This is a genomic window from Nocardia sp. NPDC004860, from assembly GCF_040609015.1.
Lineage (GTDB): Bacteria > Actinomycetota > Actinomycetes > Mycobacteriales > Mycobacteriaceae > Nocardia.
Window position 1 is genome coordinate 385,007 of the sequence record NZ_JBEXJI010000004.1, and the last position, 23,866, is coordinate 408,872.

The window sequence follows — 23,866 nt, forward strand, 5'->3', positions numbered from 1 at the left end:
GCGGATGCGGGTGGTGCACACCACCGGATACGTGTACGACGCGCCGGTCATGCGGTCGTTCAACGAGGCCCGGCTCACCCCGCGCGCCGACAGCCGGCAGACCGTGATCCTCAATCGGGTCGACACCGTGCCGTCCACCCGGTCCTACCGGTACATCGACTACTGGGGAACGGCGGTGACGGCCTTCGACCTGCACGCCCCGCACACCGAGCTGGAGGTCACCAGCGCCTCGGTCGTCGAGACCGAGCCGTTCGCCGGGCCGCCCGAGGAGCTGGCCTGGGAGGAGCTGCGCGACGACGCCATTGCCGACCGCTTCGACGAACTGCTCGAACCCACCGTCTACGTGCCGCGCGAGAAGCGGCGGCTGGCCCCGGTGGCCCGGCAGCTGGCGCGCGGCGTGTCGCCGGCGAAAGCGGTTGTCCGGGCCTCGGAATGGGTGCACCGGGAGATGAACTACCTGGCCGGGACCACCTCGGTGCAGACCTCGGCGGTGCAGGCCTTCGCCGAACGGCAAGGCGTGTGCCAGGATTACGCGCACCTCACGCTGCTGCTGTTGCGCGGCATGGGGATTCCCAGCCGCTATGTGTCCGGCTACCTGCATCCGGACCCGTCCGCCGAGGTCGGCCACACGGTCGCGGGTCAGATGCACGCCTGGGTGGAGGCCTGGACCGGGCAGTGGTGGGGCTACGACCCGACCAACAACATCCCGGTCACCGAGCAACACGTCTCGGTCGGGGTGGGGCGTGATTACGCGGATGTGCCCCCACTCAAAGGTATCTTCAGCGGGAGCGGCTCGACCGATCTCGAGGTCGTAGTGGAGATAACTCGCCTGGCCTGAGGCGTTTTCGGCTCGCGCCGCCGGTTCTTGTCGGTGCGTTGTCCATGCCAGCGGAAGGTAGCCGATGTCCCCCACAGCTCAGGAAGTCGCCGAGGATCTCACCGATCTGACACCGCCCACCCTGGGGCGCAAGGTATTCGCCGAGGCATTGGGCACATTCGTGCTGGTCCTCGGCGGTGTCGGCACCGCGGTGCTGGCGGGGAGCCGGGTCGGCGCGCTCGGTATCGCACTGGCTTTCGGCCTGACCCTGCTGTTCCTGGTCTACTCCATCGGGCCCATCTCCGGCTGCCACGTGAACCCGGCGGTCACGGTCGGCCAGCTGCTGCTGGGCCGGGTAACCATCGCGGTGGCGGCGGCCTACTGGGTCGCGCAGATCATCGGCGGCCTGCTCGCGGGCACAGTCGTCTACGCCATCGCCAAGAACCTGCCCTCCTACGATCGTGCCAAGGACGGCCTGGCAGCGAACGGCTGGGGCGAGCACAGCCCGTCGAAGCTGGTGCTCGGCGACGTCACCACGAATGGCTACGGTCTTGCGGCGGCCATCACGGTCGAGGTGATCCTGACCGCGCTGCTGGTGTTCGTGGTGCTGGCCTCCACCGATCAGCTCTCCGACATTCCGCTGGCCGGGCTCTCGATCGGCTTCACGCTCGCCGTGATCCACCTGATCTCGATCCCGGTCGACAACACCTCGGTGAACCCGGCCCGCAGCCTGGCCGTCGCGTTCTATCAGGACGGCGCCCCCGCGCAGCTGTGGGTGTTCATCGTCTTCCCGCTGATCGGCGGTGTTCTCGGGTCGCTGGTCTACGGCACGATCTACGGCCGCTCCCGCAATATGGTGAGCTGACCGCTCACGGTCCCGAACCCCGCTCCGCCGGAGCGGGGTTCGCTCGTCTCCGGGAAGGCGCTAGTGCCAGTGGTATTCGGCGCAGAGCCGGTGCGCCACCCGGTCGAATGTCTTGCGGGGGAGGATCGCACCCTCGCGGCGAATGCCCATCTCCGGGACGTCCAGGACACGATCCAGCCGCACCCAGCTGTCGCGCTCGGCGCTGTCCCACGGGCCGGAGCCGATGCCCACCCAGTTGGGATGGTGCGCGTGTTCGGAATTCGAGGACAGCATGAGCCCGAGCAGTGTGTCGCCCTCGCGGCCGACCACCAGTACCGGGCGGTCCTTGCCGTTGTCCGGGTCCTCCTCGTAGGGGACCCAGGTCCACACGATCTCGCCGGGATCGGCCCGGCCGTCCAGCTGCGGGCTGTAGACGATGCGGCGCGCGCGTTCGTGCGACGGCACTCCCGCCGACGAGGTCGGCCGGACATTGACGCCCGGACCCTTGCGCGGCGTCCCCACCGCCTTCAGCGCGCGGTCCCACATCGTCGACTGCCGCACCCGCCCGATAAACTTCGGGGCCTGCTGCGTGACGAGCTGAGTGCCCTGCTCCTTAGCCACGATCCCCAACTGCTTCCCCAGAGCGTTCCACCTGCCGGCCATGTCCGGCAGCCTAACGGCGGACAACGGGATTCTCATCTGTACCGGATTCGCCTGCGCCGATGGGCGGTTCGCGCGCAGGGAACGCCGGGGCGAGGACATCCGGTCCAGCACCGTAGACTTCGGGGTTGACATGCCGCTGTTTCGCCATGCCGAGGAGTGACTCCGATTAGCAGCTTCGCCGACAAGACGTTCACCGATCCCAGCCGGATCAGGAACTTCTGCATCATCGCGCACATCGACCACGGGAAATCGACCCTGGCCGACCGCATGCTGCAACTCACCGGAGTGGTCGAGGAGCGGGCCATGCGCGCCCAGTACCTGGACCGCATGGATATCGAGCGTGAGCGCGGCATCACCATCAAGGCCCAGAACGTGCGGCTGCCGTGGCAGGTCGACGGCGAGGACTACGTCCTGCACCTGATCGACACCCCGGGACACGTCGACTTCACCTACGAGGTGTCGCGCGCGCTGGAGGCGTGTGAGGGCGCGATCCTGCTCGTCGACGCGGCGCAGGGCATCGAGGCGCAGACCCTGGCCAACCTGTACCTGGCCATGGAACGCGATCTCACCATCATCCCGGTGCTCAACAAGATCGATCTCCCGGCCGCCGACCCGGACCGCTACGCCGCCGAACTCGCCCACATCGTGGGCTGTGAGCCGGATGACGTGCTCCGGGTGTCGGGCAAGACCGGAGTGGGCGTGCCGGAGTTGCTCAACAAGGTGATCGCGGAGATCCCGTCGCCGGTCGGCGATTCCGACGCGCCCGCCCGCGCCCTCATCTTCGACTCGGTCTACGACACCTACCGCGGCGTCGTCACCTATGTGCGCGTGGTGGACGGCAAGCTCACCCCGCGCCAGAAGATCAAGATGATGTCCACCGGCGCGACGCACGAACTGCTCGAGATCGGCATCGTCTCGCCCGAGCCCAAGCCCACCGCGGGCCTCGGCGTCGGCGAGGTGGGCTACCTCATCACCGGTGTGAAGGATGTCCGGCAGTCGAAGGTCGGTGACACCGTCACCTCCGCGCGCGACGGCGCGACCGAGGCCCTGGCCGGGTACCAGGAACCGCGGCCGATGGTGTACTCGGGTCTCTACCCGGTCGACGGCTCCGACTACCCGGACCTGCGCGACGCGCTGGACAAGCTGCAGCTCAACGACGCCGCGCTGACGTATGTGCCGGAAACCTCTGTGGCGCTGGGCTTCGGCTTCCGATGCGGCTTCCTCGGACTGCTGCACATGGAGATCACCCGCGAGCGCCTGCAGCGCGAATTCGGGCTCGACCTGATCTCCACCGCGCCCAACGTGATCTACCGCGTGGTCATGGAGGACGGCAGCGAGCACGTGGTCACCAACCCGTCGTTCTGGCCCGAGGGCAAGGTGCGGGAGATCTACGAGCCGATCACCAAGTGCACGGTGATCGCGCCCAGCGAATTCATCGGCACCATCATGGAACTGTGCCAGGCCCGGCGCGGCGAACTGCTCGGCATGGACTACCTGTCCGAGACCCGCGTGGAGATGCGGTACACGCTGCCCATGGCAGAGATCATCTTCGACTTCTTCGACTCGCTGAAGTCGCGCACCCGCGGCTACGCCTCGCTCGACTACGAGGAGGCCGGCGAGCAGCAGGCCGATCTGGTCAAGGTGGACATCCTGCTGCAGGGCGAGGCCGTCGACGCGTTCTCGGCCATCGTGCACCGGGATGCCGCCCAGGCCTACGGGCACAAGATGACCACCAAGCTGCGCGAGCTCATTCCCCGGCAGCAGTTCGAGGTGCCGATCCAGGCGGCCATCGGCTCGAAGATCATTGCGCGCGAGAACATCCGGGCGATCCGTAAGGACGTGCTCGCCAAGTGCTACGGCGGTGACATCAGCCGTAAGCGCAAGCTGCTCGAGAAGCAGAAGGAAGGCAAGAAGCGCATGAAGACGATCGGTCGCGTCGACGTGCCGCAGGAAGCCTTCGTGGCCGCACTGTCCACCGATTCCGCCACGGACAAGAAGAAGTAGCAGATTCCCGGTCAGGTGCAAGGTTCGGTATGCAGCCGGAAAATGGGTCTTCCGTACTGATATGCCGGGTGACAAGCTATGTGACGCACCGCTGAGCACACCGCCTCCGACCTGGTGGATGTGACAGACCGGTTAACCGGAAATAGGGTGTGAAACGAGTTCGGTTCGGCGGCCCGCGCGGCGGGTCGCCGAAGCCCTGAGAGCGGAGCCCACATGACGCGTGATCTGCCCTTCGACGATGCTGCCGGTGCCGGTGACGACGACGGAGACGCCGCCTACCGCATTGCCAACGGAGTCGCGCGCGTGGCCAGGGCAGGCGCGTACGTCACCGGTGGCGCGCTCATCGCCGCCGGCGGCAATCACGGCGGCACCCCGGCCATCAACCACGACAGCAAGAACGTGGGCTGGTCGGAGGTCGAGGACCCGCAGCCGAATGTGCCGAGCCCGACCATCACCTTCCCCGACCTGACCGCGGATTCGGTGCTCCCGCACCGCGGTCCGGCGGCCGCCGCGCCGGTGAACGGGCACTTCGGCCCACTCGGCGACTACCAGCACGGCACCGACGCGGGCCTGTTCCCGTCGCTCGACGCGATCCCGGCCAACGACCCGGCGATCTCCGGCTTCCACGGCCTCGGCCTGCCCGACGCCGACACCGGCGCGTCCGGCCTGCCGACCTACGGCCCGCGTCCCGGCTGGGGTCTGCCGCTCGGCACCGACCAGCAGTCGGAATCGGTTCCGGGACAGGCACAACCGCAACTGCCGACGCTCGACCAGCAACAGCCGGGGATGCTGCCCGGCCTGCCGACCCTGCCGGGCACCGGGCTGCCCGGGATGGGTCTGCCCGGGCTCGGCCTGCCCGGCACCGATGCCATGCACCTGCCCGGCGCGGGCGGGGCGATGCACCTGCCCGGAATGAACGGCGCGTCGTTCGCGCCCAACGGGCAGACCGGCCTGCCCGACCACTCGGGGGCCTTCGACGGCGTCGGCGCCACCGGCGGCGACGGTGCCGGCATGTTCGTCGGCACCAACTGGGCTTTCGACGCGCACGTCGGGCTGGACGGCGTGTGGTTCCACTCGAACCTGTCGGCCGATGTCGGCGTCGGTGCGGTCGGGCATCAGCTCGATGCCTTCGGTCAGCAACTGGGACAGGGGATTTCGCACATCCCGGCGAACACGACACTGCCCAACAACGGCGGTGCGCCCAGCCTGCCGGGTGCGGACAAGCCCAACAATATGGGCCAGCCGTTCGGCTCCTCGAACTCGTCGGCCGGCACCGGCACCCCAGCCCTTCCGGGGCAGGGGCACGGCCCGTCCGATTCCCCGGCGGGCGGTACCGGAGCCCCCACTTCCGCTGTGCCCGGTGCGAATTCGCAGCTTCCGGGGGCCGGTTCGCCGGGCGGCGCGTTCACGCTGCCCGGTGCCGCCGCGGCGCCGTCGAACCCGATCTCGCTGACCACCATTCCGGCCGCGCAGACTGCTCCGGTCGCGCCCGCCGCCGTCACCCCGGTCTCGACGCCGGTCGCCGCACCCGTGGTGCCGGTGGCCGCCGCGCCCGTCGCGGTCGCGCCGGTGTCCATGGCGCAGCCGGTCGCGGTGACGCCGTTGCAGACCACCATCCAGCCCGATGCCGCCAACCAGCCGATCGCGAATCTGCTGTCGACACATGGCGGTCCGTCGCCGCTGACCGCGCCCGCGGCCGTGGCCCCCGCACTGTTCGATCATGGTCGCCAGCCGGTGCTGGCCAGTGCTGAGCCCACCGCGCCCGTGCATCCGTCGCCGCTGACCGACAAGCCGGTCCAGCCGGCCGCCACGCCGGCACCCGCTCCGCACGTCAGCGTGCCGGCCAAGACCGATCCGGCGCCGGTGCTGACCACCGTGCCGCCGATTCCGACCACCAAGATCCCGGGCCTGGACCCCGATCTCACCAAGGGCGGCAGCACCCCGGTGGTGACTCCGCCGGTGACCTCGGGTGGCGACACCGACGTCACCGTCAAGCCGCAGAAGCCGGTTGACGATTCCGGCACTCACGGCAGCACGCCGACCGTCACGGTGCCGACCGACGAGCCCTTGCCGACTCATCAGCCGACCGTCACCAACCAGCCGCACCCCACCGCCCCGACGGCGCAGCCGACCGTGCCGACCGTGCCCGATCACAGTGGGCAGCCCAGTGTTTCGGTCGCGCCCGTGCCGACCGTCGCCCCGGCGCCGACCGTGCAGCAGCCGATCACCACGCCGCCGCACATCGACCCGCCGCAGCCGGTGAAACCCATAGCGGACCAGTTCGATTCGGGTAACCACGTGCTGCCGATCGCCGATGACTCCGCGCTGCACCCGCTTTCGGTGCACGCCGGCGGTCTGCTGGTGCACGATGCCGGGCTGTTCTCCGGCCTCGGTCCCGATGCCTCGTTCGTCGACGCCCACTCCCCGGTGCAGGGTCCGGGCGATCACATGCTGCTGCTGTGAGCGCCGCCGGTCATCAGGTAGCGGTGAAGAATCCCGATGCGCTGGGTCCGCTGGTCGATCTGCTCGACCGGCTGCTCGAATTGACCCACGCCTCCGGCCGGCTCGATCTGTCCGGGCGGCTGGGCATCGCGCGTGCGCGCCTGGCCGACCCGCGGGTGCGGCTGGTCGTGGTGGGCGAATCCAAGAGCGGGATGAGCACGCTGGTCAACAGCCTGGTCGGGGCCGCGGTGAGCGCCACCGAGGGCCAGGCCAGCGTCCCCGTGATCGCCGAGTACGGTCCGCAGCCCAGCGCCACCCTGGTGAAGGCGAGCCCGGGCGGCACCGCCCAGCGCACCGCCGTGGATCCGCAGGCGGCGCTGGCCGAGCTGGATTCCGGTGACGTCATCCGGGCCGAGTTCACCCAGCCCAGCCCGCTGCTGGCGGAGGGCTTCGTGGTGCTGGACGCGCCCGGCGCGCCCGCCGAGGCGCCGGCCACCTGGTCGCTGATCGCCGCCGCGGACGCGGTGCTGTACGTGGCCGATGCCCGGGCGCCGTTCACCCCGGCGCAGATCGAGCAGCTGCAGCGGATTCAGCAGGTGTGCCCGACGGTCGTCTGCGTGCTCAACAAGATCGACCAGTATCCGCAGTGGCCGCAGGTGCAGCAGCACGACCGGCAGCTGCTCGACGACGCCGGGCTGGCCTTCGCGGTGGCCCCGGCCTCGGCGCGGCTGCACGAGCACGCCGCCGCCTCGGGGGACACGCAGCTGGACCTGGAATCCGGTGTGCCGCAACTGCTCGACCATCTGCGCTCCTATGTGCTGGGCCGCGCGGACGCCGTCGCGGTGGAGGCCGCGGTGCGCGACATCCGGCTCATCACCGACCATCTGTCGCTGGCCCTGCGCAGTGAGGCCGAGACGCTGCGGGATCCGCGCCGGCTGACCGTCATCACCGAGCAGCTGCGCCGCACCCGCGAGGAGGCCGAGCAGCTCCGCCAGCGCTCGGCCAACTGGCAGGTTACCCTGGCCGACGGCGCGGGCGAGCTGATGGCCGACACCGAACACGATCTGCGGCACCGGCTGCGCAGCCTGATCCGCGACGCCGAGGCCGACATCATGAAGGGCGATCCGGTCCGGCGCTGGGCGGATTTCGGCGCGGATCTGGACGCCAGGATCTGTGAGGCGGTGGAGGAGAACTTCGTCATCGCCCACTACCGGTCGGTGGAGCTGGCCGAGCAGGTGGCGGCGAAGTTCCCCGACAGCGGCATCCCCACCCCCGATCTCAAGCTCGACAATCCGGGCGATGTCGGCGCGGTGCTGGAACCCGTTGCCGCGCTGGACAATCTGGACAGCGCCAAGCACGGCATCACCCAGCAGGTGCTGACCGCCCTGCGCGGCTCCTACGGGGGCCTGCTCATGGTCGGCCTGATCACCAGCCTGCTGCACATGTCGCTGGTGAACTGGTACTCCGGCGGCGCGGCCGTGCTGCTGGGTGTGAACGCACTGTGGGACGACCGCAAGGCTCGCCGCCAGCGCCGCCAGGCCGAGGCCAAGATGGCGGTGGCCCGGCTCATGGACGATGTGATCTTCCAGGTGAGCAAGGAGTCCCGCTACCGGCTGCGCGCGGTGCAGCGCAGCCTGCGCGATCACTTCACCGAGATCGCCACGGCCACACTGCGTTCGGTGGATGCCTCGCTGCGCGCCGCCGAGGAGGCGGCCACCGTGCACTCGGGTGCGGGGCGGGAGGCGCGGCTGACCGAGATCGAGCGCTCGCTGGTCCGGTTGCGCGATATCCGCGAGCACGCCGACGCGATCGGCGAGAACCCCTCGTACTGACGAGAACCCCTGGTAACGAAAGGAATCGGCCGCGAGAGCGGCCGATTCCTTTTCCCGGTTGCCTTTTCAGTGCTTCCCGTTTGTCTTGTCAGCGCCCCGGGTGCGCCGGATGGAACTGGCCCACGTGATGGGATTCCTCGGCCCGGATCACGTGCATGACCGCGTTGATCAAGGCCAGGTGGGTGAAGGCCTGCGGGAAGTTGCCCAGGTGCCGTCCGGTCCGCGAGTCGATCTCCTCGGCGTACAGCTTGAGCGGGCTGGCATAGCCGAGCAGCCGCTCGCACAGCTGCCGGGCGCGGTGCAGCTCACCGATTTCCACCAGCGCCGACACCAGCCAGAACGAGCAGATGGTGAACGAACCCTCCTCGCCGGACAGGCCGTCGTCGGTGGTCTCGGTGCGGTAGCGCAGCACCAGGCCGTTCTCGGTCAGGTCGTCGGCGATGGCCAGCACGGTGGCCCGCACCCGGTGATCGGTGGGCGGCAGGAAGCGGAGCAGCACCACCAGCAACAGTGAGGCATCCAAGGTGTCGCTGCCGTAGCTCTGGGTGAACACGCCGTCGGAGTTGACACCGTTGTCGAGGATGTCGGCGCGGATCTCCTCGCCGATCTCGTGCCACTTCCGGGCATAGTCGAATTCCCCGTGCAGCTCCGCCAGTTTCGCGCCGCGGTCCAGCGCCACCCAGCACATGACCTTCGAGGAGGTGAAGTGCTGCGGCTCGCCACGGACCTCCCAGATACCGCGATCGGGGCTGCGCCAGTTCTCGATTGCCGCCTGCACCTGTCGTTCGAGCATGGGCCACAACGTTTCCGGCACCTGCTGACGCGACTTCACGTGCAGGTATACGGAATCCAGGATGGTGCCCCAGATGTCGTGCTGGTCCTGGTTGTAGGCGCCGTTGCCGATGCGCACCGGTCGCGCCCCGTCGTACCCGGACAGGTGGGGGAGTTCGGACTCGGTGATCTGGCGTTCCCCGCCGATGCCGTAGAGCACCTGCAGTGACACCGGTTTGCCGTTGTCGTCGGTGGCGACGTCGTGCAGGAAGGCGAAGAAGTCGTCGGCCTCCCGATCCAGGCCGAGGGTGTACAGACCCCAGAGGGCGAAGGTGGAGTCGCGCACCCAGGTGTAGCGGTAGTCCCAGTTGCGTTCGCCGCCGGGGGTTTCCGGCAGCGAGGTGGTGGCCGCCGCCAGCAGCGCGCCGGTGGGCGCGTAGGTGAGGCCCTTCAGGGTCAGCGCGCTGCGCTGCAGGTAGCCGCGCCACGGGTGATCGGGGAAGCGCCCCAGCGTGATCCACTGCCGCCAGCACTCGGTGGTCTGCCACATCTTCTCCGCCGCCTCGGCGAAGGTGCGCGGCGGCGGCAGGTCCGACCAGGACAGGGCCACGAACACCTCGTCGCCCTCCTTCATGCGGGTGCGGGCGCGGGCCTCGCGGCCCTCGATCCCCAGCCGCAGATCCGTGGTCAGCGTGAGGCTCGGTGCGCCCTCGATATCGCAGGTGGCACTGGCCCTTTCGTACACGTCGCCGCTGTAGTGCCAGGTGGCCGGGCCACGGTGGTAGTCGAAGGCGGGTTCACAGCTCATCTCCAGCTCGACCACGCCGTTCACGCACTTCACCGTGCGCAGCAGCATGTGCTCGGCGTCCCAGTCCATGGGCGTGCGCTTGTGGCTGCGACTGCGGGACCGGTTGTTGTGCCACGGACCCAGCACCAGCGCGTCACGCACGATGAGCCAGCCGGTCTCGGTCTGCCAGGTGGTCTCCACGATCAGCCCGCCCGGCAGATACCGGCGGGCGGCCGGCACCTTGCGGCCGTAGGGGCCGATGCGGAAGTGGCCCGCGCTGCGGTCCAGCATGGCCCCGAAGAGGCTCGGGGAGTCCGGCCGCGGGATGCACATCCACTCCACCGAGCCATTGCGGGCGATCAGGCAGTTGGTCTCGCAGTCGGACAGGAAGGCGTAGTCGTCGATGGGCGGAAACACGGAATGATGCATCCCACCCGTCCCGGTGGGCAGGAAGGCGTCCGCCAGGCTGGGGTCCGCAGGCGAGAGCGGGTCGCGCGGGGCGTCCACCTCGGACGGATCGTCGAAGTCCTCGTTGGGATCGATGCCTGTCTCGCTGCCGAGCGGACGGTCGGCGGATTCCGGTTCGTCGTACGCATCCATACCACCATGATCGGTCTGAACGGCCCGAATCGTCCACCGCTGACCAGTCGGCCTAGGCTGGGGTCGTGCATGCGATTGCAGGATGGTGGGACGGCGTCGAACTCTGGGTGGCCGGCCTGCCCTTCGTTCCCCAGTTCGCGGTGGTGCTGGCCGCCATGGTGCCGGTCTGCCTGGCCATCGCCTACCTGCTCGACCGGGCGCTGCGGGTGGTGCTGCACGTGCTCGGCCGTGATCGGATCGCCGCCCGGGAAGCCGCGATCCCCGCCACGCCGTCGCGCCGCATCCGGAAGGAAGCCGCCTGAGATGCCTCGCTCTCGTGTCCAGCTCGCCCTGATCGCACTTCTTGTTCTCGTAGTCGTCGCCTGGTTGTTCACTCGCTGAGCGAGTTTCGGTACCACTCGGGCGAATTCTCGGCGTACTGTGCAGACCCATGTCAACCGATGAAGGCCTGGAACTGGTGCTGTCCGAAGAAGACTTCGAGGACGAGCCCCGTCTGATCGCCACCCACTTCTGCGGCCCCGACGAGGCCATCGACATGGTGAAGGCCGCCCAGCTGCTGGGTCTGGGCGTGCGCCTCACCAACCGCATCCGTCCCGACGAGGAGGATGCCGAGACCGCCACCGAGGAGTGGATCCTCGACATCCTCGAGACCCCGCCCGTGGTCGAGGGCGACGAGTAACCCCGCGGGTTACCGAGCTTCGACTCGAATGGGGGTGCGGGCGCTCGGCCCCGCACCCCTATTTCCTTGTCAGTCGTCGGATCCGCGGATTCGCTTGCCCAGCTTCGACAGTGTGTCGCTGACTTCCTGACCCACCGTGCCGACCGCGGCCCCGACATCGCGGCCGAGGTTGCGCACGGTGCGGATCAGCGGGTCCTCGGACTGGTCGAAGTTCTCCCGGTAGGACCGGGCGGCGTGTTTGATCTCCTCGCCGATGCGGGCGTTCTTGTCCTGGTCCCGGCGCGGGTACTGGCCGTCGAGAATCCGGTCGTAGTCGCCGCTCGCGATCCAGCGGCGCAGTTCGGCGGCCCGCAGCACCGAGAACGGATGGGTCTGCAGCTCCAGATTGAGGAGTTTGAGCACACCGTCGCGCAGGTCGCCGGCCCGGTCGTAGTCATCGGCCTGGGCCAGGAAGGCGGCATGGCTCATCTGGTCCACCCGCGATCCGCCCGCCAGCTTCATGTGCACCCGGACCGACGCCTCCACGTCCTGTCCGACCAGCAGCCCGGCCCGGTCGCCGGACAGTTCGGATTTGCGGCTCCACTCCAGCAGTGCCGCCACGATGGCGCGTAAAGCCCAGCCGCCCACCGGCATCCAGCCGACATTGGCCGCCAGCCGCATCAGGTGCATGAGCATGGTCCGGTAGACCGCGTGCCCCGACAGGGCGTGCCCGAGTTCGTGGCCGACCACGAACCGCAGTTCCTCGTGATCGAGCAGATCCAGCAGCCCGGTGGTCAGCACGATGAACGGCCGGTCCATGCCGATGGTGAAGGCATTGGCCTCCGGCTGCTGCAAGACGAACATCTCCGGCGTGCGCTGCGCGTCGAGGATCTTCACCGCGTCCTGGCGCAGCTGATGGATGTTCTTGAACTGCCGCTCGTCGACCCGTACGGCGGTCGCCAGGTACATGAGCCGGTGCTGCCGCTCCTGCAACAACCCGGACAGCGTGCGCAGCAGGGTGTCGAATCCACTCAGCTGCCGCAGCCCGACCAGTGCGGTGCGGTCGGCGGGATGCTCCCAGGCGCGAGTGGAGATGCCGGGGAACTCCCGGCGGAGACGAGCGGGTGTGGTCATCGATCCCCCATGTGTTTTCAGCAGGCGACGCGGTATCGGGCCGCTCGATACAGTCTGCCGCGTCCGTCCAGGGTTGTGCTCGAGCCGATTCCAACCGCCGTCCGAAATTCGCCACCTGACGTGCTGCTCTGCTAAAGTCGCCGGGTGTCTCTGAGTGTTGTGCCCCAGGTCCGCCATGAATTGGCGTTGATCGCTGTGGGTTGCCTCGCGGTCGCGGACATTCACTGTCGCTGATGGCCGATCGGGCACTGCTGCACGTCTGAGTAGACTTGGCGCGCGCATTTTTCGCAGTTCGTGTTCGTCCCCCGGCGGCCCTCGGGCCGGAGCGCCACCGTCGCGGCATCCCACGCGACGGGTCTACGGCAGTACGTTCATTCCCGCCGGTCGACGTCTCACCGGCGGGTGCCCCGAAAGGTCCACGCCGATGTCGCGCAATATTCGTCTCTCCCGCCGATCTACCTTCGCCGTCGCCCTCACCGCGGTCGCGGCCACCGTGCTCACCGCCTGCAGCGGCGGCGCGAGCGACACCAAGGACAGCGGTCCGGCCAGCGGAGGCGGCGGCAATATCAACCTCTACGCCTACTCGGTGGCGAAGGCCGCCTACGACAAGGTGATTCCGGTCTTCAACAAGACCGACGCCGGCAAGGGCACCCAGTTCCAGGCCTCCTACGGTCCCTCCGGTGATCAGTCCCGCAAGGTGAAGGACGGCGCCGAGGCCGATGTGGTGAGCTTCTCCGTCGAGCCCGACATCACCCGCCTGGTGGACTCCGGTCAGATCGACGCGGGCTGGAACTCCGACGCCAACAAGGGTGTTCCGTTCGGTTCGGTGGTGGCCATCGCGGTCCGCAAGGGCAATCCGAAGGGCATCAAGAACTGGGACGACCTGCTCAAGCCGGGCATCGAGGTGGTCACCCCCAACCCGTTCAGCTCGGGCTCGGCCAAGTGGAACCTGCTGGCCCCGTACGCCGCCAAGAGCGAGGGCGGCAAGAACCCGCAGGCCGGTCTGGACTACCTGAGCCAGCTGCTCACCCACGTGCACGTGCAGCCGAAGTCGGGCCGCGAGGCCACCGACGCCTTCCTGCAGGGCACCGGTGACGTGCTGATCAGCTACGAGAACGAGGCCATCTTCTCCGAGACCAAGGGCGATCCGATCGAGCACATCGTGCCCGACACCACCTTCCGGATCGACAACCCGGTCGCGGTGCTGAAGAACGCCAAGAACCTCAAGCAGGCCATCGCCTTCCGCGACTTCCTCTACACCAAGGACGCGCAGCAGGCGTTCGCCGAGGCGGGCTTCCGCCCGGTCGATCCGCAGGTGCGCGCGGACCACGCCAAGGACTTCCCGACCCCGCAGAAGCTGTACACCGTCGACGATCTGGGTGGCTGGAAGACCGTGGACAAGGAACTGTTCACGCCGAACACCGGCACGGTGGCCCAGATCTACGACAAGGCCACCAAGTAGCCGGGTGACCTGCGACACAAGCGATACTCGAAACCGTGAGTGACAGCAGTTCGAACGCCGGGATCGATCATGATCCCGGCGTTTCGGTAGACGACACCCCGCGTAAGGCGGCGGGTCCGGGCCGGATCCGTTCCTGGTTCCGGGTCAGCGGGTCGGTGGGCCCGCTCGGCATCGGCACCTCCGTGCTGTGGCTCAGCATCATCGTGCTGCTGCCGCTGGCCGCGCTGACCGTCAAGTCCTTCGAGGACGGCTGGTCCGGGTTCTGGGACGCGGTCACCGCTCCCGGCGCGCTGGACGCGCTGAAGGTGACCGTCTTCGTGTCGATCGTCGTGACGCTGATCAATGTGGTGATGGGCACGCTCATCGCCTGGGTGCTGGTGCGGGACGAGTTCCCGGGCAAGGGTTTCGTGAACGGGCTCATCGACCTGCCGTTCGCCCTGCCCACCATCGTGGCCAGCATCGTGCTGCTGGCGCTGTACGGGCCGCAGTCGCCGTTCGACATCCACCTCAACGCGACCCAGCCGGGTCTGGTGGTGGCGCTGGCGTTCGTGACGCTGCCGTTCGTGGTGCGGTCGGTGCAGCCGGTACTGATCGAGGCCGACAGGGATGTGGAGCAGGCGGCCGCGTCGCTGGGCGCGGACAACTGGACCACCTTCCGGACCATCATCCTGCCGACGCTGGCGCCCGCCATCGTGAGCGGCTCGGGCCTGGCGTTCGCGCGCGCCATCGGCGAGTACGGGTCGGTGGTGCTGATCGGCGGCGGCATCCCGAAGAAGACGCAGATGGCCTCGCAGTACATCCAGCAGCAGATCGAGGTGGACCGCCCGGTGAACGCCGCCGCGGTCTCCGTGGCGCTGCTGGCCATCTCGCTGGTCACCCTGTTCGCCCTGCGGGTCACCTCGGACCGCTTGGCGCGCAAGGAACGGGAGGCGTAGATGAAACTCGGCTTCTGGACCAAGATCTCGCTGCGCACGGTGGCGCTGGCGTATCTGTTCGTGCTGCTGCTGGTGCCGCTGGGCATCATCCTGTGGCGCACCTTCGAGCGCGGTTTCGGCGCGTTCTTCGACTCGATCTCCACACCCGCGGCGATCTCGGCGTTCAACCTGACCCTGACGATCGTGGCGATCGTGGTGCCGGTGAACGTGATCTTCGGTGTGATCATCGCGCTCGCCCTGGTGCGCGGGAAGTTCCCGGGCCGCAATCTGCTGCAGGCCGTGGTGGATCTGCCGATGGCGACTTCGCCGGTGGTGGTGGGTGTTTCGCTGATCCTGCTGTGGGGCGCCAACGGCTGGTTCGGCGGGCTGGACCACCACGGTTTGAAGATCATCTTCAATCTGCCGGGCATGGTGATCGCCACCATCTTCGTGACGCTGCCCTTCGTGGTGCGCGAGGTGGAGCCGGTGCTGCACGAGATCGGCGACGATCAGGAGCAGGCCGCGGCCACCCTGGGCGCGTCGGGCTGGCAGACGTTCTGGCGCATCACGCTGCCGGCCATCCGCTGGGGTCTGACCTACGGCATCGTGCTGACCGTAGCGCGGGCGCTGGGTGAATTCGGCGCGGTGATCATGGTGTCCACGGGCCTGCCCGGAAAGTCACAGACGCTCACCCTGCTGGTGAACGGGCGATACGTGAACGATCACAACACCTTCGGCGCGTACTGTGCGGCGACGCTGCTCATGGGCATCGCCCTCGTCGTCCTTCTGCTCATGACCCTCCTCGAACGCAAGCGGGGCACTGCCAAATGATCACCGTGACCAATGCGAACAAGCGTTACGGCACCTTCGCCGCTCTCGACGATGTCAGCATCGACATCCCGTCGGGGGAGCTGACCGCGCTGCTGGGCCCGTCCGGTTCGGGCAAGTCGACGCTGCTGCGCTCGATCGCGGGACTGGAGACGCTCGACAACGGCCTGGTCACCATCGCGGGCCGCGACGTCACCAATGTGTCGCCGCAGAAGCGCGATATCGGTTTCGTCTTCCAGCATTACGCCGCGTTCAAGCACATGACCGTGCGCGACAATGTGGCCTTCGGGCTCAAGATCCGCAAGCGGCCCAAGGCCGAGATCAAGAAGAAGGTCGACGACCTGCTCGAGATCGTCGGCCTGGACGGCTTCCAGCACCGGTATCCGGCGCAGCTGTCGGGTGGTCAGCGCCAGCGCATGGCCCTGGCCCGGGCGCTCGCGGTGGACCCGCAGGTGCTGCTGCTGGACGAGCCGTTCGGCGCGCTGGACGCGAAAGTCCGTGCGGACCTGCGCACCTGGCTGCGGCGGCTGCACGAGGAGGTGCACGTCACCACCGTGCTGGTCACCCACGACCAGGAGGAGGCCCTGGATGTGGCCGACCGCATCGCGGTCATGAACAAGGGCCGCATCGAGCAGGTCGGCACTCCGGAGGACGTATACGACCGGCCCGCCAATGAATTCGTCATGTCCTTCCTGGGCGCGGTGGCCAAGCTGAACGGGCATCTGGTGCGGCCGCACGATATTCGCGTCGGCCGGGATCCGAGCATGGCGCTGGCCGCGCACGAGGGCACCGCGCAATCCGCCGGTGTCACCCGCGCGACGGTGGAGCGGGTCGTGCAGCTCGGGTTCGAGGTGCGGGTGGAGCTGCGCAACGCGGCCACCGGTGATCTGTTCACCGCGCAGGTGACGCGTGGTGACGCCGCCGCTCTGCACCTGGCGGAGGGCGAGACCGTGTACGCCCGCGCCACCCGGATCCCGGAGCTTCCGGTCTCGTAAGTTAGTTCCGTTTAAGCGATTTCGGTGAGAAGTCACGACACGCCCAATTTGATCCACCGATTGGCGAGTTGCCCCGACGCAGGTACGCCGGGTCTCGTGCTGAAGTAGCGTGAGCCTCGAAACGTGCAGGTCCAAAGGGGAAACAGTGGACGGGACGAGTGCGGGTGGAAAACGGGCCGGGATAATCGGGGCCGGTATCGCGGGGCTGGTCACCGCGAAAGTGCTGCGGGACGACGGATTCGAGGTCGTCATCTTCGAAAAGGAGGGCGCAGCGGGCGGGGTGTGGATCGAGGCACGGACCTATCCGGGCCTGCGCACCAACAACTCCCGCGATACCTACGCCTACTCCGATCACCCGTATCCGGAGTCGGCCGAGGTGTTTCCGACGGCCGCGCAGGTGCGGGACTACCTGGCGTCCTATGTGGAGCGCTTCGGGTTGTCGCCCCTGTTGCGGTTGTCGACCGAGGTGATCCGGGTGTCCGAGGTGGACGCGGGCTTCGAGCTGAAGATCTGCGGCCCGGACGGGGTCGAGGAGCTGCGGTTCGACTTCGTGGTGGTGTGCGCGGGTGTGTTCTCCACCCCGCAGCTCCCGGTCATCGAGGGCGAGGACGAGTTCGAGGGCGTGCGGCTGCATTCCAGCCGGGCCACCGATCCGAGGCTGTTCGCCGGCCGGCGGGTGGTGGTGGTCGGGGCCGGGAAGTCGGCGCTGGACTGCGCGGCCTGGGCGGGGGAGCACGCGCGGCAGTGCACGCTGGTGTTCCGCCGGGCCCATCCGATGCTGCCGCGGTTTCTGCCGGGCGGGGTGCCCTCGGACCGGATCATCCTGAATCGCAGCACCGAAGCGTTCTTCCGCTATCACCGGCAGACCCTGATCGAGCGGTTCCTGCACGGGCCGGGCAAGAAGTTCGCCGAACGGTATTGGCGGGCGGTCTCGGCCTCGATGCGGTTGCTGCTGCGGTCGCCGAAGGTCATGGTGCCGGACGCGCCGCTGCCGGCGGGGATCGAGAATCTGGGTGTCAGCGACGAGTTCTTCCGGATGGCCCGGCGCGGGCGAATCGCCTTGCGGCGCGACACCATCGCGGCCTTCCCCGGCGGCACCGTGGTCCAACTGGCCGGGGGTGATCGGCTCGACGCCGATGTCGTCGTCTTCGCCACCGGCTGGCGGCAGGAGCTGGAATTCCTGTCGCCCGAGCTGGCCAAGACCATCCGGGTCGAGGGCCGGTTCCAGCTCTACCGGCACATTCTGCCGCCGACGCTGCCGCGGCTCGGCTTCATCGGATACGGCTCCTCCGCCGCCTGCCAGCTCACCGCGGAGGTGTCCGCGCACTGGCTGTCCCAGCATTTCCTGGGTGAGCTCGCCCTGCCGGGCGTCGACGGCATGCACAGGGAGATAGCGCGTGTCGGGACGTGGCTGGGCGAGGTCATGCCGGAACGGCCCGAGGGCTACTACCTCGGCCCGTACCTGACGCACCACATCGACGAGCTGATGGGCGACATGGGTCTGCCCACCCGGCGCACCGACAACTTCGTCACCGAATACTTCGACACCCTGCTACCCGGCCGGTACGCCGATCTCACCGAGGAACGCCTGCGGGCCCGGGTGTCCGGGTCGCGGCGTCGCCGGTATGTGAGCGCCGGCGGTTCCCTCGGCGGAGTCGCGGCGCTCACCATGGCCTATGCCTGCTACCGGAGGATCCGGGGCTGGTGGGCGTAGCGGTGCCGATTCACAGCGTGGAGTCCTTTCAGCGCAGGGTCCGCACCCAGCGCCGGGTATCGGCCGGGTCGATGACGTCGTCGAGTTCGAGAACCGTTGCGGCGGTGAGGGCCTTGCCGCTGTCGTAGGCCGCCTGGACCAGTGCGTCGAAGGCGGCCTGCCGCTGCACCGGATCCTCGATGGCGGCCAGCTCCTTGGCGAAGCCCAGGCGGACCGCGCCCTCCAGGCCCATGCCGCCGATCTCGCCGGTGGGCCAGGCGATCACGAAGCGGGGTGCGCGGAAGGAGCCCGCCGCCATGGCCTGTGCGCCCAGGCCGTAGCCCTTGCGCAGGATGACGGTGCCGAAGGGCACGTCGAGGGCGGCGGCGTCGATGAACAGGCGGCTGAACTTGGTGACGGTGGCGTGCTCCTCGGCCTCCGGGCCGACCATGAAACCCGGTGTGTCGCACAGGGACACGATGGGCAGGCCGTGAGCGCCGCAGAGCTGGAGGAAGGCGGACAGCTTGTCGGCCGCCGGTGCGTCGATGGCGCCGCCCAGGTGGTGGCAGTCGTTGGCGATGAGGCCGAAGGGGCGGCCCTCGACCCGGACGAGGGCGGTGACGATGCCGACGCCCCAGTCCCGGCGCAGTTCCAGCACCGAACCGACATCCACGATGGCATCGATGGCGGCGCGAATGTCGAAGGCGCGCAGCCGGTTCTCGGGCACCACGTGCCGGGCCACGCGGGGGTCGGGCGCTTCCCACTCCGCGTCCGCCCCTTGGAAGTACGACAGGTAGCGGCGGGCGAGGTCGACCGCCTCGGCCTCGTCGGCGGCGACGATGTGGACCACGCCATTGCGGCGCTGCACCTCGATCGGGCCGATGTCCTCGGGCGCGTACACGCCCAGTCCGCCGCCCTCGATCATGGCGGGCCCGCCCATGCCGATATTGGCGTCGGGGGTGGCGATTACGACATCGCACATGCCCAGCAGGGCGGCATTGCCGGCGAAGCAGCGGCCGGAGGCGATGCCGATGAGCGGTACGGTGCCCGACAGCGCGCCCATGGCGCGGAAGGTGGTGACGTCCAGGCCGGAGACGCCGCCGTGGTCGGTGTCGCCGGGCCGGCCGCCGCCGCCCTCGGTGAAGAAGACCACCGGAAGCCGTTGCTCGCGAGCCAGTTCCAGCATGCGGTCGGTCTTGGCGTGATTGCGCATGCCCTGGGTGCCGGCGAGCACGGTGTAGTCGTAGGACATGACGAGCGCGCGGGTGCGGTCCGGGCCGAAGCGGCCGGCATTGATGGTCGCCACGCCCGCGATCAAGCCGTCGGCGGGGGTGCCGGCGATCAGGTCCTCGAGGCTGCGGCGGCTGCGCTGGGCGGCGACCGCCAGCGCGCCGTATTCGACGAAGCTGTCGGAGTCGACCAGGTCGGTGATGTTCTCGCGGGCGGTGCGGCGGCCGAGCCGATGCCGCTTGGCGACCGCGGTCTCGCGCCGGGCGTCGAGGGTGATGTCGTGGCGGTCCAGCACCTCGGCGAGGTCGGCACGCACCGAATCCAGGTCCACCACGGTCGATTCCGCGGCCGGACCGTCGTGATCGGCGGCCACCCAGGTGACCAGGATGGCGTGCGGGTCGACCACGTCACCCGGTACGACCGCGTGCCGCAGCACCCGCAGCGGTTCGGTCGCGCGCAGCACGTGCTGCATCTTCATGGCCTCCAGGACCGCGACCTCGGCTCCGGCGGCGAGAACCGTTCCGGGCTCGGAGAGTGAGACGACGGTGGCGCCCATCGGGGAGCGCAGGGCCTGTTCGTTCTCGTCCAGATCGAGCTCGGCGGCAGCGGCCTGCCGTACCGGCTGCGGCCCGGTCGGATCCTCGAAACCCTCTGCCCGGGAGCGCAGGTCGTCGAGGCGCTGCTCGAACCAGGCCGTGCTCACCGGGCCCGCGTCGCCGAGTTCGGTCAGCACGGCGCGCAGCAGGTGCAGGTTGGTGTCGACGCCGCCGATCACGGTCTCGGCCAGCGCGTCCGAACACCGTCGCAGCGCGGCGCGGTACGACGGCGCGGACGCGATGATCTTCGCGAGCAGCGAATCGAATTGCACCCCTTGCCGCATTCCCACCTGGGCGGCGGTGTCGACCCGCACGCCCGTGCCGGTCGGGGCGTCGAAGCGGCTGATCACGCCGGTGCTGGGCAGCACTGCGCCGTCGGCCGCGAGCAGTTCGGCATTGACCCGCGCCTGCACGGCGTAGCCGCGGGTCTCGTTCTTGGGCAGGTCGATTTCGGCCAGCGTGCGGCCCTGTGCCAGGTCCAGTTGCAGCGCGACCAGATCCACGCCGGTCACCGCCTCGGTCACGGTGTGCTCGACCTGCAGGCGCGGATTCACCTCCAGGAACCAGACATTCGTGCCGTCGACCAGGAACTCCACGGTGATGACGCCCCGGCAGCCCACCGCCTCGGCGATCAGCACCGCCTCCCGGTGCACTCGATCCCGCACGGCCGCGGGCAGTTCCGGCGCGGGCGCGATCTCGATGAGCTTCTGCCGCCGCCGCTGCACGCTGCAATCGCGGTCGCCCAGCGCCACCGCGCCGAGCCCGTCGGCCACGACCTGCACCTCGATGTGCCGCGCCCGGTCGACCAGGGCTTCGGCGTAGACGCTGTCGTCGCCGAATCCGGCGCGGGCCTCGCCCCGGCAGCGTTCGACGGCCTCCGCCAGCAGCGCCGCCTCGGTCACGGGCCGCATGCCGCGGCCGCCGCCGCCCGCCGCGGCCTTCACCATGATGCCGCCGGGATGTTCGGCGAGCAGCGCGGCGATCTCGTCCGTTCCGGCTCCGGCCCGGGTCGCGGGCAGCACGGCCGCCCCGGCCCGCGCGGCCGCGTCGCGCGCCGCGATCTTGTCCCCGAAGATCCGCAGCACATCCGGTGCGGGCCCGACGAAGGTCAGCCCCGCGGTCGCGCAGGCCGCCGCGAACTCCGCACTCTCGCTGAGGAATCCATACCCCGGGTGCACGAGCGCGCCCGGTCCGCAGGCGGCCGCGGCCCGCACCACGGATTCGACATCGAGGTATCCCGCCGCACCGCTGCCCGGCAGTACGATCGCCCGGTCGGCCAGCCGGACCGCCAGACTTCCGGTGTCCTCGGCGGTGTGCAGTACCTCCGTCACATATCCGAGTTCCCGGGCCGTCCGCACCACCCGGACCGCGACCTCACCACGATTCGCCACCACAATTCGCACGCCGCCAGGCTCCACAACTCGCACGCCGCCAGGCTATGGCACGAATCACCCGGAACGGTCAGAACTTCGTGACGTAGCAGTCGTAGTCGCGTTGTTCGACGATCAATCCGTCCCGGATGGTGAGAAAGGTGGCGATCTCCGCCCGCAGCTCCGAACCCGCGGCGAGCGCGCCGACCGGCACGGCCAGTACCCCGATCCAGGTGACCTCCAGGGCCACCTGATCGCCGGTGGAGACGGCGTGGTGAAACTCGAACCGCTGCCGGCGAATCACCTGCTGCCCGCGTTCGGCCGAGGCCAGGATCTCGTCCAGATTCCGGGTCGCACCCTGCGGGACCAGCGCGTTCGGCAGCTCCCGCTGCACGACGTCCGGGTGGAAGTAGGCGGCCAGAGCCGCTCCGGTGGCGCCGGCCGCGTCGGCTCGGTGATAACGGACGGCCAGCTCGATATTCGGATGGTCGGGCATATCACTCACCGGGCCAGTCGAACACGGCGGCCAATGCGGCGCGGGCTATGTTCGGGGCATGCATTGGGATCAGATGACGGCCACGCCGGGTGCGCTGCGGACGGCCGCGGCGCGGCTGCGGCGCGGGGTGGGGCAGCTGGAAATCCTGGCGGCCATCATCGAGGCGGCGGACGGGCCGTGGCTGGGGGCCATGGATTCCGATGGGCGGGGGACCGCCGAGCTGCGCATGCACCTGGCGGGGAAGTACCGGTTCACGGCGGTGGTGACCAGCGCCGGAAAACTGTCCCTGGCGGAACTGAATTCGCCCGGGCGCGGGAAGCGGGCGGAGCTGGTGCTGTCCACCAAGGCCGCCCAGCGCAAGGGCTGGGACGCGCCCAAGGACATGCCCAAGCCGCAGGAGTGGGTGGACTACGTGGTCGGGTGGGTCCGGGCCGCCAGCGCCGCCGTCGGCCGGCGGGACGTGGTGGAGTGGCTGCTCAGGGGCGCCGACCAGCGGCTGGCCGCCATGAACGACAGCGTCGAGACCATGCGGGCCGCCCTCGCCGAACGCGAGCAGATGCGGGATGAGCTGGCGGCCGAGGTCGCGGAGCTGCGGGCGGAGCTCGAGGCGGAATCAGCCCTCGCCGGCAAGCGCGTCGTCGTCGGCGACGTAGCGCCAGACGGGGAGGAGGGCGTGGTCGTCGAGGGGGTCGCCGGCGAGATGGGCGGTGGCGCGGAGGCGGGCGGTGACCTCGCCGGCGTCGAGGCCGGAGCCGATCAGGACCAGGTTGCTGACCCGGGGTTCGTGGCGGGTCCAGGCGGTGGGCTCGATGGTGATGTGGCGGCCGACCATGTGCAGCACGAACTTTCGCGGGTCGTCGGGGACGGCGAAGGCCAGCACGCCCTTGGCGCGGAACAGGCCGGCGGGCGGATCCTCCAGTAGCGCAATGAGTTCGCGCGGATTCAGGTCCGTGTCGGAGGTGAAGGAGACGCTGTCGTAGGCGTCGTGCAGGTGCCGATGGTCGCGGCAGTCCCCGCCGTGTTCATGGCGGTGGTCTCCGTGCTGGCGGTGGTCTCCGTGCGCGTCATCGGTGTGCTCATCGAGCAGTAGCTCGTCGAAGCTGAGCTGTTCACCGATGCGCGGCCGGCTCGGTTCGCGGGTGGGGACGTCGAACAGCAGGCCCGGGTCGACGCGCCCGTGGCTGGTCGGATACACCGGGACCTGACCGACCAGGCGGGTGATCTCGGACCGCAGCAGCTCCAGCGCGGCCGGCTCGACGCGGTCGGCCTTGTTGAGCACCACCAGATCCGCCATGCGCAGATGCGTCGCGAGTTCCGGGTGCAGTTCCCGGCTCGCGGGGAAGTGCTCGGCGTCGACCACCTCGACCAGCCCGCCGTAGCGAATGCGCGGATTGTCGCTGTTCACCACCATGCGAATGAGATTGCGCGGCTCCGCCAGTCCGCTGGCCTCCACCACGATGACGTCGATCTTCTGCCTGGGATGCGCCAGCCGGTCGAACAGGTCGTCCAGTTCGCTGACATCCACCGCGCAGCACACGCACCCGTTGCCCAGCGAGACCATGGCATCGACCTGCCCGGCCACCAGCATGGCGTCGATATTGACCGCGCCGAAGTCGTTGACCACCACCCCGATTCGCGTGCTCCGGGTCCGCAACAGCCGGTTGAGCAGCGTCGTCTTCCCGGCGCCGAGGAATCCGGCCACGATCAGGACTGGAATGCGGCGGCTCACG

19 protein-coding genes are annotated in these 23,866 nt (G+C 69.1%); 13 read left to right on the forward strand and 6 right to left on the reverse strand.

The window, feature by feature from the left end; genetic code table 11:
- Positions 1-4 precede the first annotated feature (4 nt).
- The gene (locus ABZV44_RS12115) at positions 5-838 is read left to right on the forward strand and encodes a transglutaminase family protein (protein ID WP_354835340.1); all 834 of its coding nucleotides are present in this window, start codon (positions 5-7) and stop codon (positions 836-838) included.
- Positions 839-902: 64 nt separating this feature from the next.
- A complete protein-coding gene (locus tag ABZV44_RS12120) occupies positions 903-1,682 on the forward strand; it encodes an aquaporin (protein WP_354835042.1) in 780 nt (259 codons plus the stop codon).
- 60 nt (positions 1,683-1,742) lie between these two features.
- Here ABZV44_RS12120 and ABZV44_RS12125 read toward each other — a convergent pair whose 3' ends face one another.
- Positions 1,743-2,324 carry a type II toxin-antitoxin system PemK/MazF family toxin gene (locus ABZV44_RS12125; RefSeq protein ID WP_354835044.1) on the reverse strand — a complete coding sequence of 194 codons (582 nt, stop codon included), beginning with the start codon at positions 2,322-2,324 and terminating at the stop codon, positions 1,743-1,745.
- Between the two features lie 156 nt (positions 2,325-2,480).
- Here ABZV44_RS12125 and lepA point away from each other — a divergent pair, with 156 nt between their 5' ends.
- From lepA to ABZV44_RS12140, 3 genes are all read left to right on the forward strand, one after another.
- Entirely contained in the window at positions 2,481-4,328 is a 1,848-nt protein-coding gene (gene lepA, locus ABZV44_RS12130; protein ID WP_354835046.1) for a translation elongation factor 4, read from the forward strand.
- Positions 4,329-4,541: 213 nt separating this feature from the next.
- The gene (locus ABZV44_RS12135; protein WP_354835048.1) at positions 4,542-6,791 is read left to right on the forward strand and encodes a hypothetical protein; all 2,250 of its coding nucleotides are present in this window, start codon (positions 4,542-4,544) and stop codon (positions 6,789-6,791) included.
- The gene (locus ABZV44_RS12140) at positions 6,788-8,602 is read left to right on the forward strand and encodes a hypothetical protein (RefSeq protein ID WP_354835050.1); all 1,815 of its coding nucleotides are present in this window, start codon (positions 6,788-6,790) and stop codon (positions 8,600-8,602) included. The genes ABZV44_RS12135 and ABZV44_RS12140 overlap by 4 nt, the downstream gene beginning before the upstream one ends.
- A gap of 88 nt (positions 8,603-8,690) precedes the next feature.
- Here ABZV44_RS12140 and ABZV44_RS12145 read toward each other — a convergent pair whose 3' ends face one another.
- Positions 8,691-10,589, reverse strand: a complete 1,899-nt coding sequence (locus ABZV44_RS12145; protein ID WP_354835342.1) for a glycoside hydrolase family 15 protein — start codon at positions 10,587-10,589, stop codon at positions 8,691-8,693.
- A 236-nt stretch (positions 10,590-10,825) separates the two neighbouring features.
- Here ABZV44_RS12145 and ABZV44_RS12150 point away from each other — a divergent pair, with 236 nt between their 5' ends.
- Together ABZV44_RS12150 and ABZV44_RS12155 are read left to right on the forward strand one after the other, a co-directional pair.
- Complete coding sequence (locus tag ABZV44_RS12150; RefSeq protein WP_354835052.1) at positions 10,826-11,062, forward strand: hypothetical protein; 237 nt, start codon at positions 10,826-10,828, stop codon at positions 11,060-11,062.
- Between the two features lie 128 nt (positions 11,063-11,190).
- Entirely contained in the window at positions 11,191-11,439 is a 249-nt protein-coding gene (locus ABZV44_RS12155) for a hypothetical protein (protein ID WP_354835054.1), read from the forward strand.
- 69 nt (positions 11,440-11,508) lie between these two features.
- Here ABZV44_RS12155 and ABZV44_RS12160 read toward each other — a convergent pair whose 3' ends face one another.
- The gene (locus tag ABZV44_RS12160; protein WP_354835056.1) at positions 11,509-12,552 is read right to left on the reverse strand and encodes a M48 family metallopeptidase; all 1,044 of its coding nucleotides are present in this window, start codon (positions 12,550-12,552) and stop codon (positions 11,509-11,511) included.
- 144 nt (positions 12,553-12,696) lie between these two features.
- Between ABZV44_RS12160 and ABZV44_RS12165 the strand changes: the two genes are divergently transcribed.
- From ABZV44_RS12165 to ABZV44_RS12190, 6 genes are all read left to right on the forward strand, one after another.
- Entirely contained in the window at positions 12,697-12,786 is a 90-nt protein-coding gene (locus ABZV44_RS12165; protein WP_354835058.1) for an Ms4533A family Cys-rich leader peptide, read from the forward strand.
- A 190-nt stretch (positions 12,787-12,976) separates the two neighbouring features.
- On the forward strand, positions 12,977-14,014 hold the full coding sequence (locus ABZV44_RS12170) for a sulfate ABC transporter substrate-binding protein (RefSeq protein ID WP_354835060.1): 1,038 nt from the start codon (positions 12,977-12,979) through the stop codon (positions 14,012-14,014).
- A 125-nt stretch (positions 14,015-14,139) separates the two neighbouring features.
- Positions 14,140-14,949, forward strand: a complete 810-nt coding sequence (gene cysT, locus ABZV44_RS12175; RefSeq protein ID WP_354835344.1) for a sulfate ABC transporter permease subunit CysT — start codon at positions 14,140-14,142, stop codon at positions 14,947-14,949.
- A complete protein-coding gene (cysW, locus tag ABZV44_RS12180; protein ID WP_354835062.1) occupies positions 14,950-15,759 on the forward strand; it encodes a sulfate ABC transporter permease subunit CysW in 810 nt (269 codons plus the stop codon). It abuts the gene before it with no gap.
- Complete coding sequence (locus ABZV44_RS12185; RefSeq protein WP_354835064.1) at positions 15,756-16,751, forward strand: sulfate ABC transporter ATP-binding protein; 996 nt, start codon at positions 15,756-15,758, stop codon at positions 16,749-16,751. The genes cysW and ABZV44_RS12185 overlap by 4 nt, the downstream gene beginning before the upstream one ends.
- 145 nt (positions 16,752-16,896) lie before the next feature.
- Complete coding sequence (locus tag ABZV44_RS12190; protein ID WP_354835066.1) at positions 16,897-18,465, forward strand: NAD(P)/FAD-dependent oxidoreductase; 1,569 nt, start codon at positions 16,897-16,899, stop codon at positions 18,463-18,465.
- Positions 18,466-18,493: 28 nt separating this feature from the next.
- Here ABZV44_RS12190 and ABZV44_RS12195 read toward each other — a convergent pair whose 3' ends face one another.
- From ABZV44_RS12195 to ABZV44_RS12205, 3 genes are all read right to left on the reverse strand, one after another.
- Positions 18,494-21,697, reverse strand: coding sequence for a carboxyl transferase domain-containing protein (locus tag ABZV44_RS12195; RefSeq protein WP_354835068.1), 3,204 nt, complete (start codon positions 21,695-21,697; stop codon positions 18,494-18,496).
- Between the two features lie 34 nt (positions 21,698-21,731).
- Positions 21,732-22,136 (reverse strand): nuclear transport factor 2 family protein, encoded by a 405-nt coding sequence (locus tag ABZV44_RS12200; RefSeq protein WP_354835346.1) that lies wholly within the window; start codon positions 22,134-22,136, stop codon positions 21,732-21,734.
- A 613-nt stretch (positions 22,137-22,749) separates the two neighbouring features.
- Positions 22,750-23,865 (reverse strand): CobW family GTP-binding protein, encoded by a 1,116-nt coding sequence (locus ABZV44_RS12205; RefSeq protein ID WP_354835070.1) that lies wholly within the window; start codon positions 23,863-23,865, stop codon positions 22,750-22,752.
- Between the last annotated feature and the right edge of the window lies 1 nt (position 23,866).

Bases quoted from the DNA above. Each gene is read 5' to 3' on its own strand.
- ABZV44_RS12115 (WP_354835340.1), top strand. From the start codon at position 5: ATGCGGGTGGTGCACACCACCGGATACGTGTACGACGCGCCGGTCATG.
- ABZV44_RS12120 (WP_354835042.1), top strand. From the start codon at position 903: ATGTCCCCCACAGCTCAGGAAGTCGCCGAGGATCTCACCGATCTGACA.
- ABZV44_RS12125 (WP_354835044.1), bottom strand. From the start codon at position 2,324: ATGGCCGGCAGGTGGAACGCTCTGGGGAAGCAGTTGGGGATCGTGGCT.
- ABZV44_RS12135 (WP_354835048.1), top strand. From the start codon at position 4,542: ATGACGCGTGATCTGCCCTTCGACGATGCTGCCGGTGCCGGTGACGAC.
- ABZV44_RS12145 (WP_354835342.1), bottom strand. From the start codon at position 10,589: ATGCATCATTCCGTGTTTCCGCCCATCGACGACTACGCCTTCCTGTCC.
- ABZV44_RS12155 (WP_354835054.1), top strand. From the start codon at position 11,191: ATGTCAACCGATGAAGGCCTGGAACTGGTGCTGTCCGAAGAAGACTTC.
- ABZV44_RS12160 (WP_354835056.1), bottom strand. From the start codon at position 12,552: ATGACCACACCCGCTCGTCTCCGCCGGGAGTTCCCCGGCATCTCCACT.
- ABZV44_RS12170 (WP_354835060.1), top strand. From the start codon at position 12,977: ATGTCGCGCAATATTCGTCTCTCCCGCCGATCTACCTTCGCCGTCGCC.
- cysW (WP_354835062.1), top strand. From the start codon at position 14,950: ATGAAACTCGGCTTCTGGACCAAGATCTCGCTGCGCACGGTGGCGCTG.
- ABZV44_RS12185 (WP_354835064.1), top strand. From the start codon at position 15,756: ATGATCACCGTGACCAATGCGAACAAGCGTTACGGCACCTTCGCCGCT.
- ABZV44_RS12200 (WP_354835346.1), bottom strand. From the start codon at position 22,136: ATGCCCGACCATCCGAATATCGAGCTGGCCGTCCGTTATCACCGAGCC.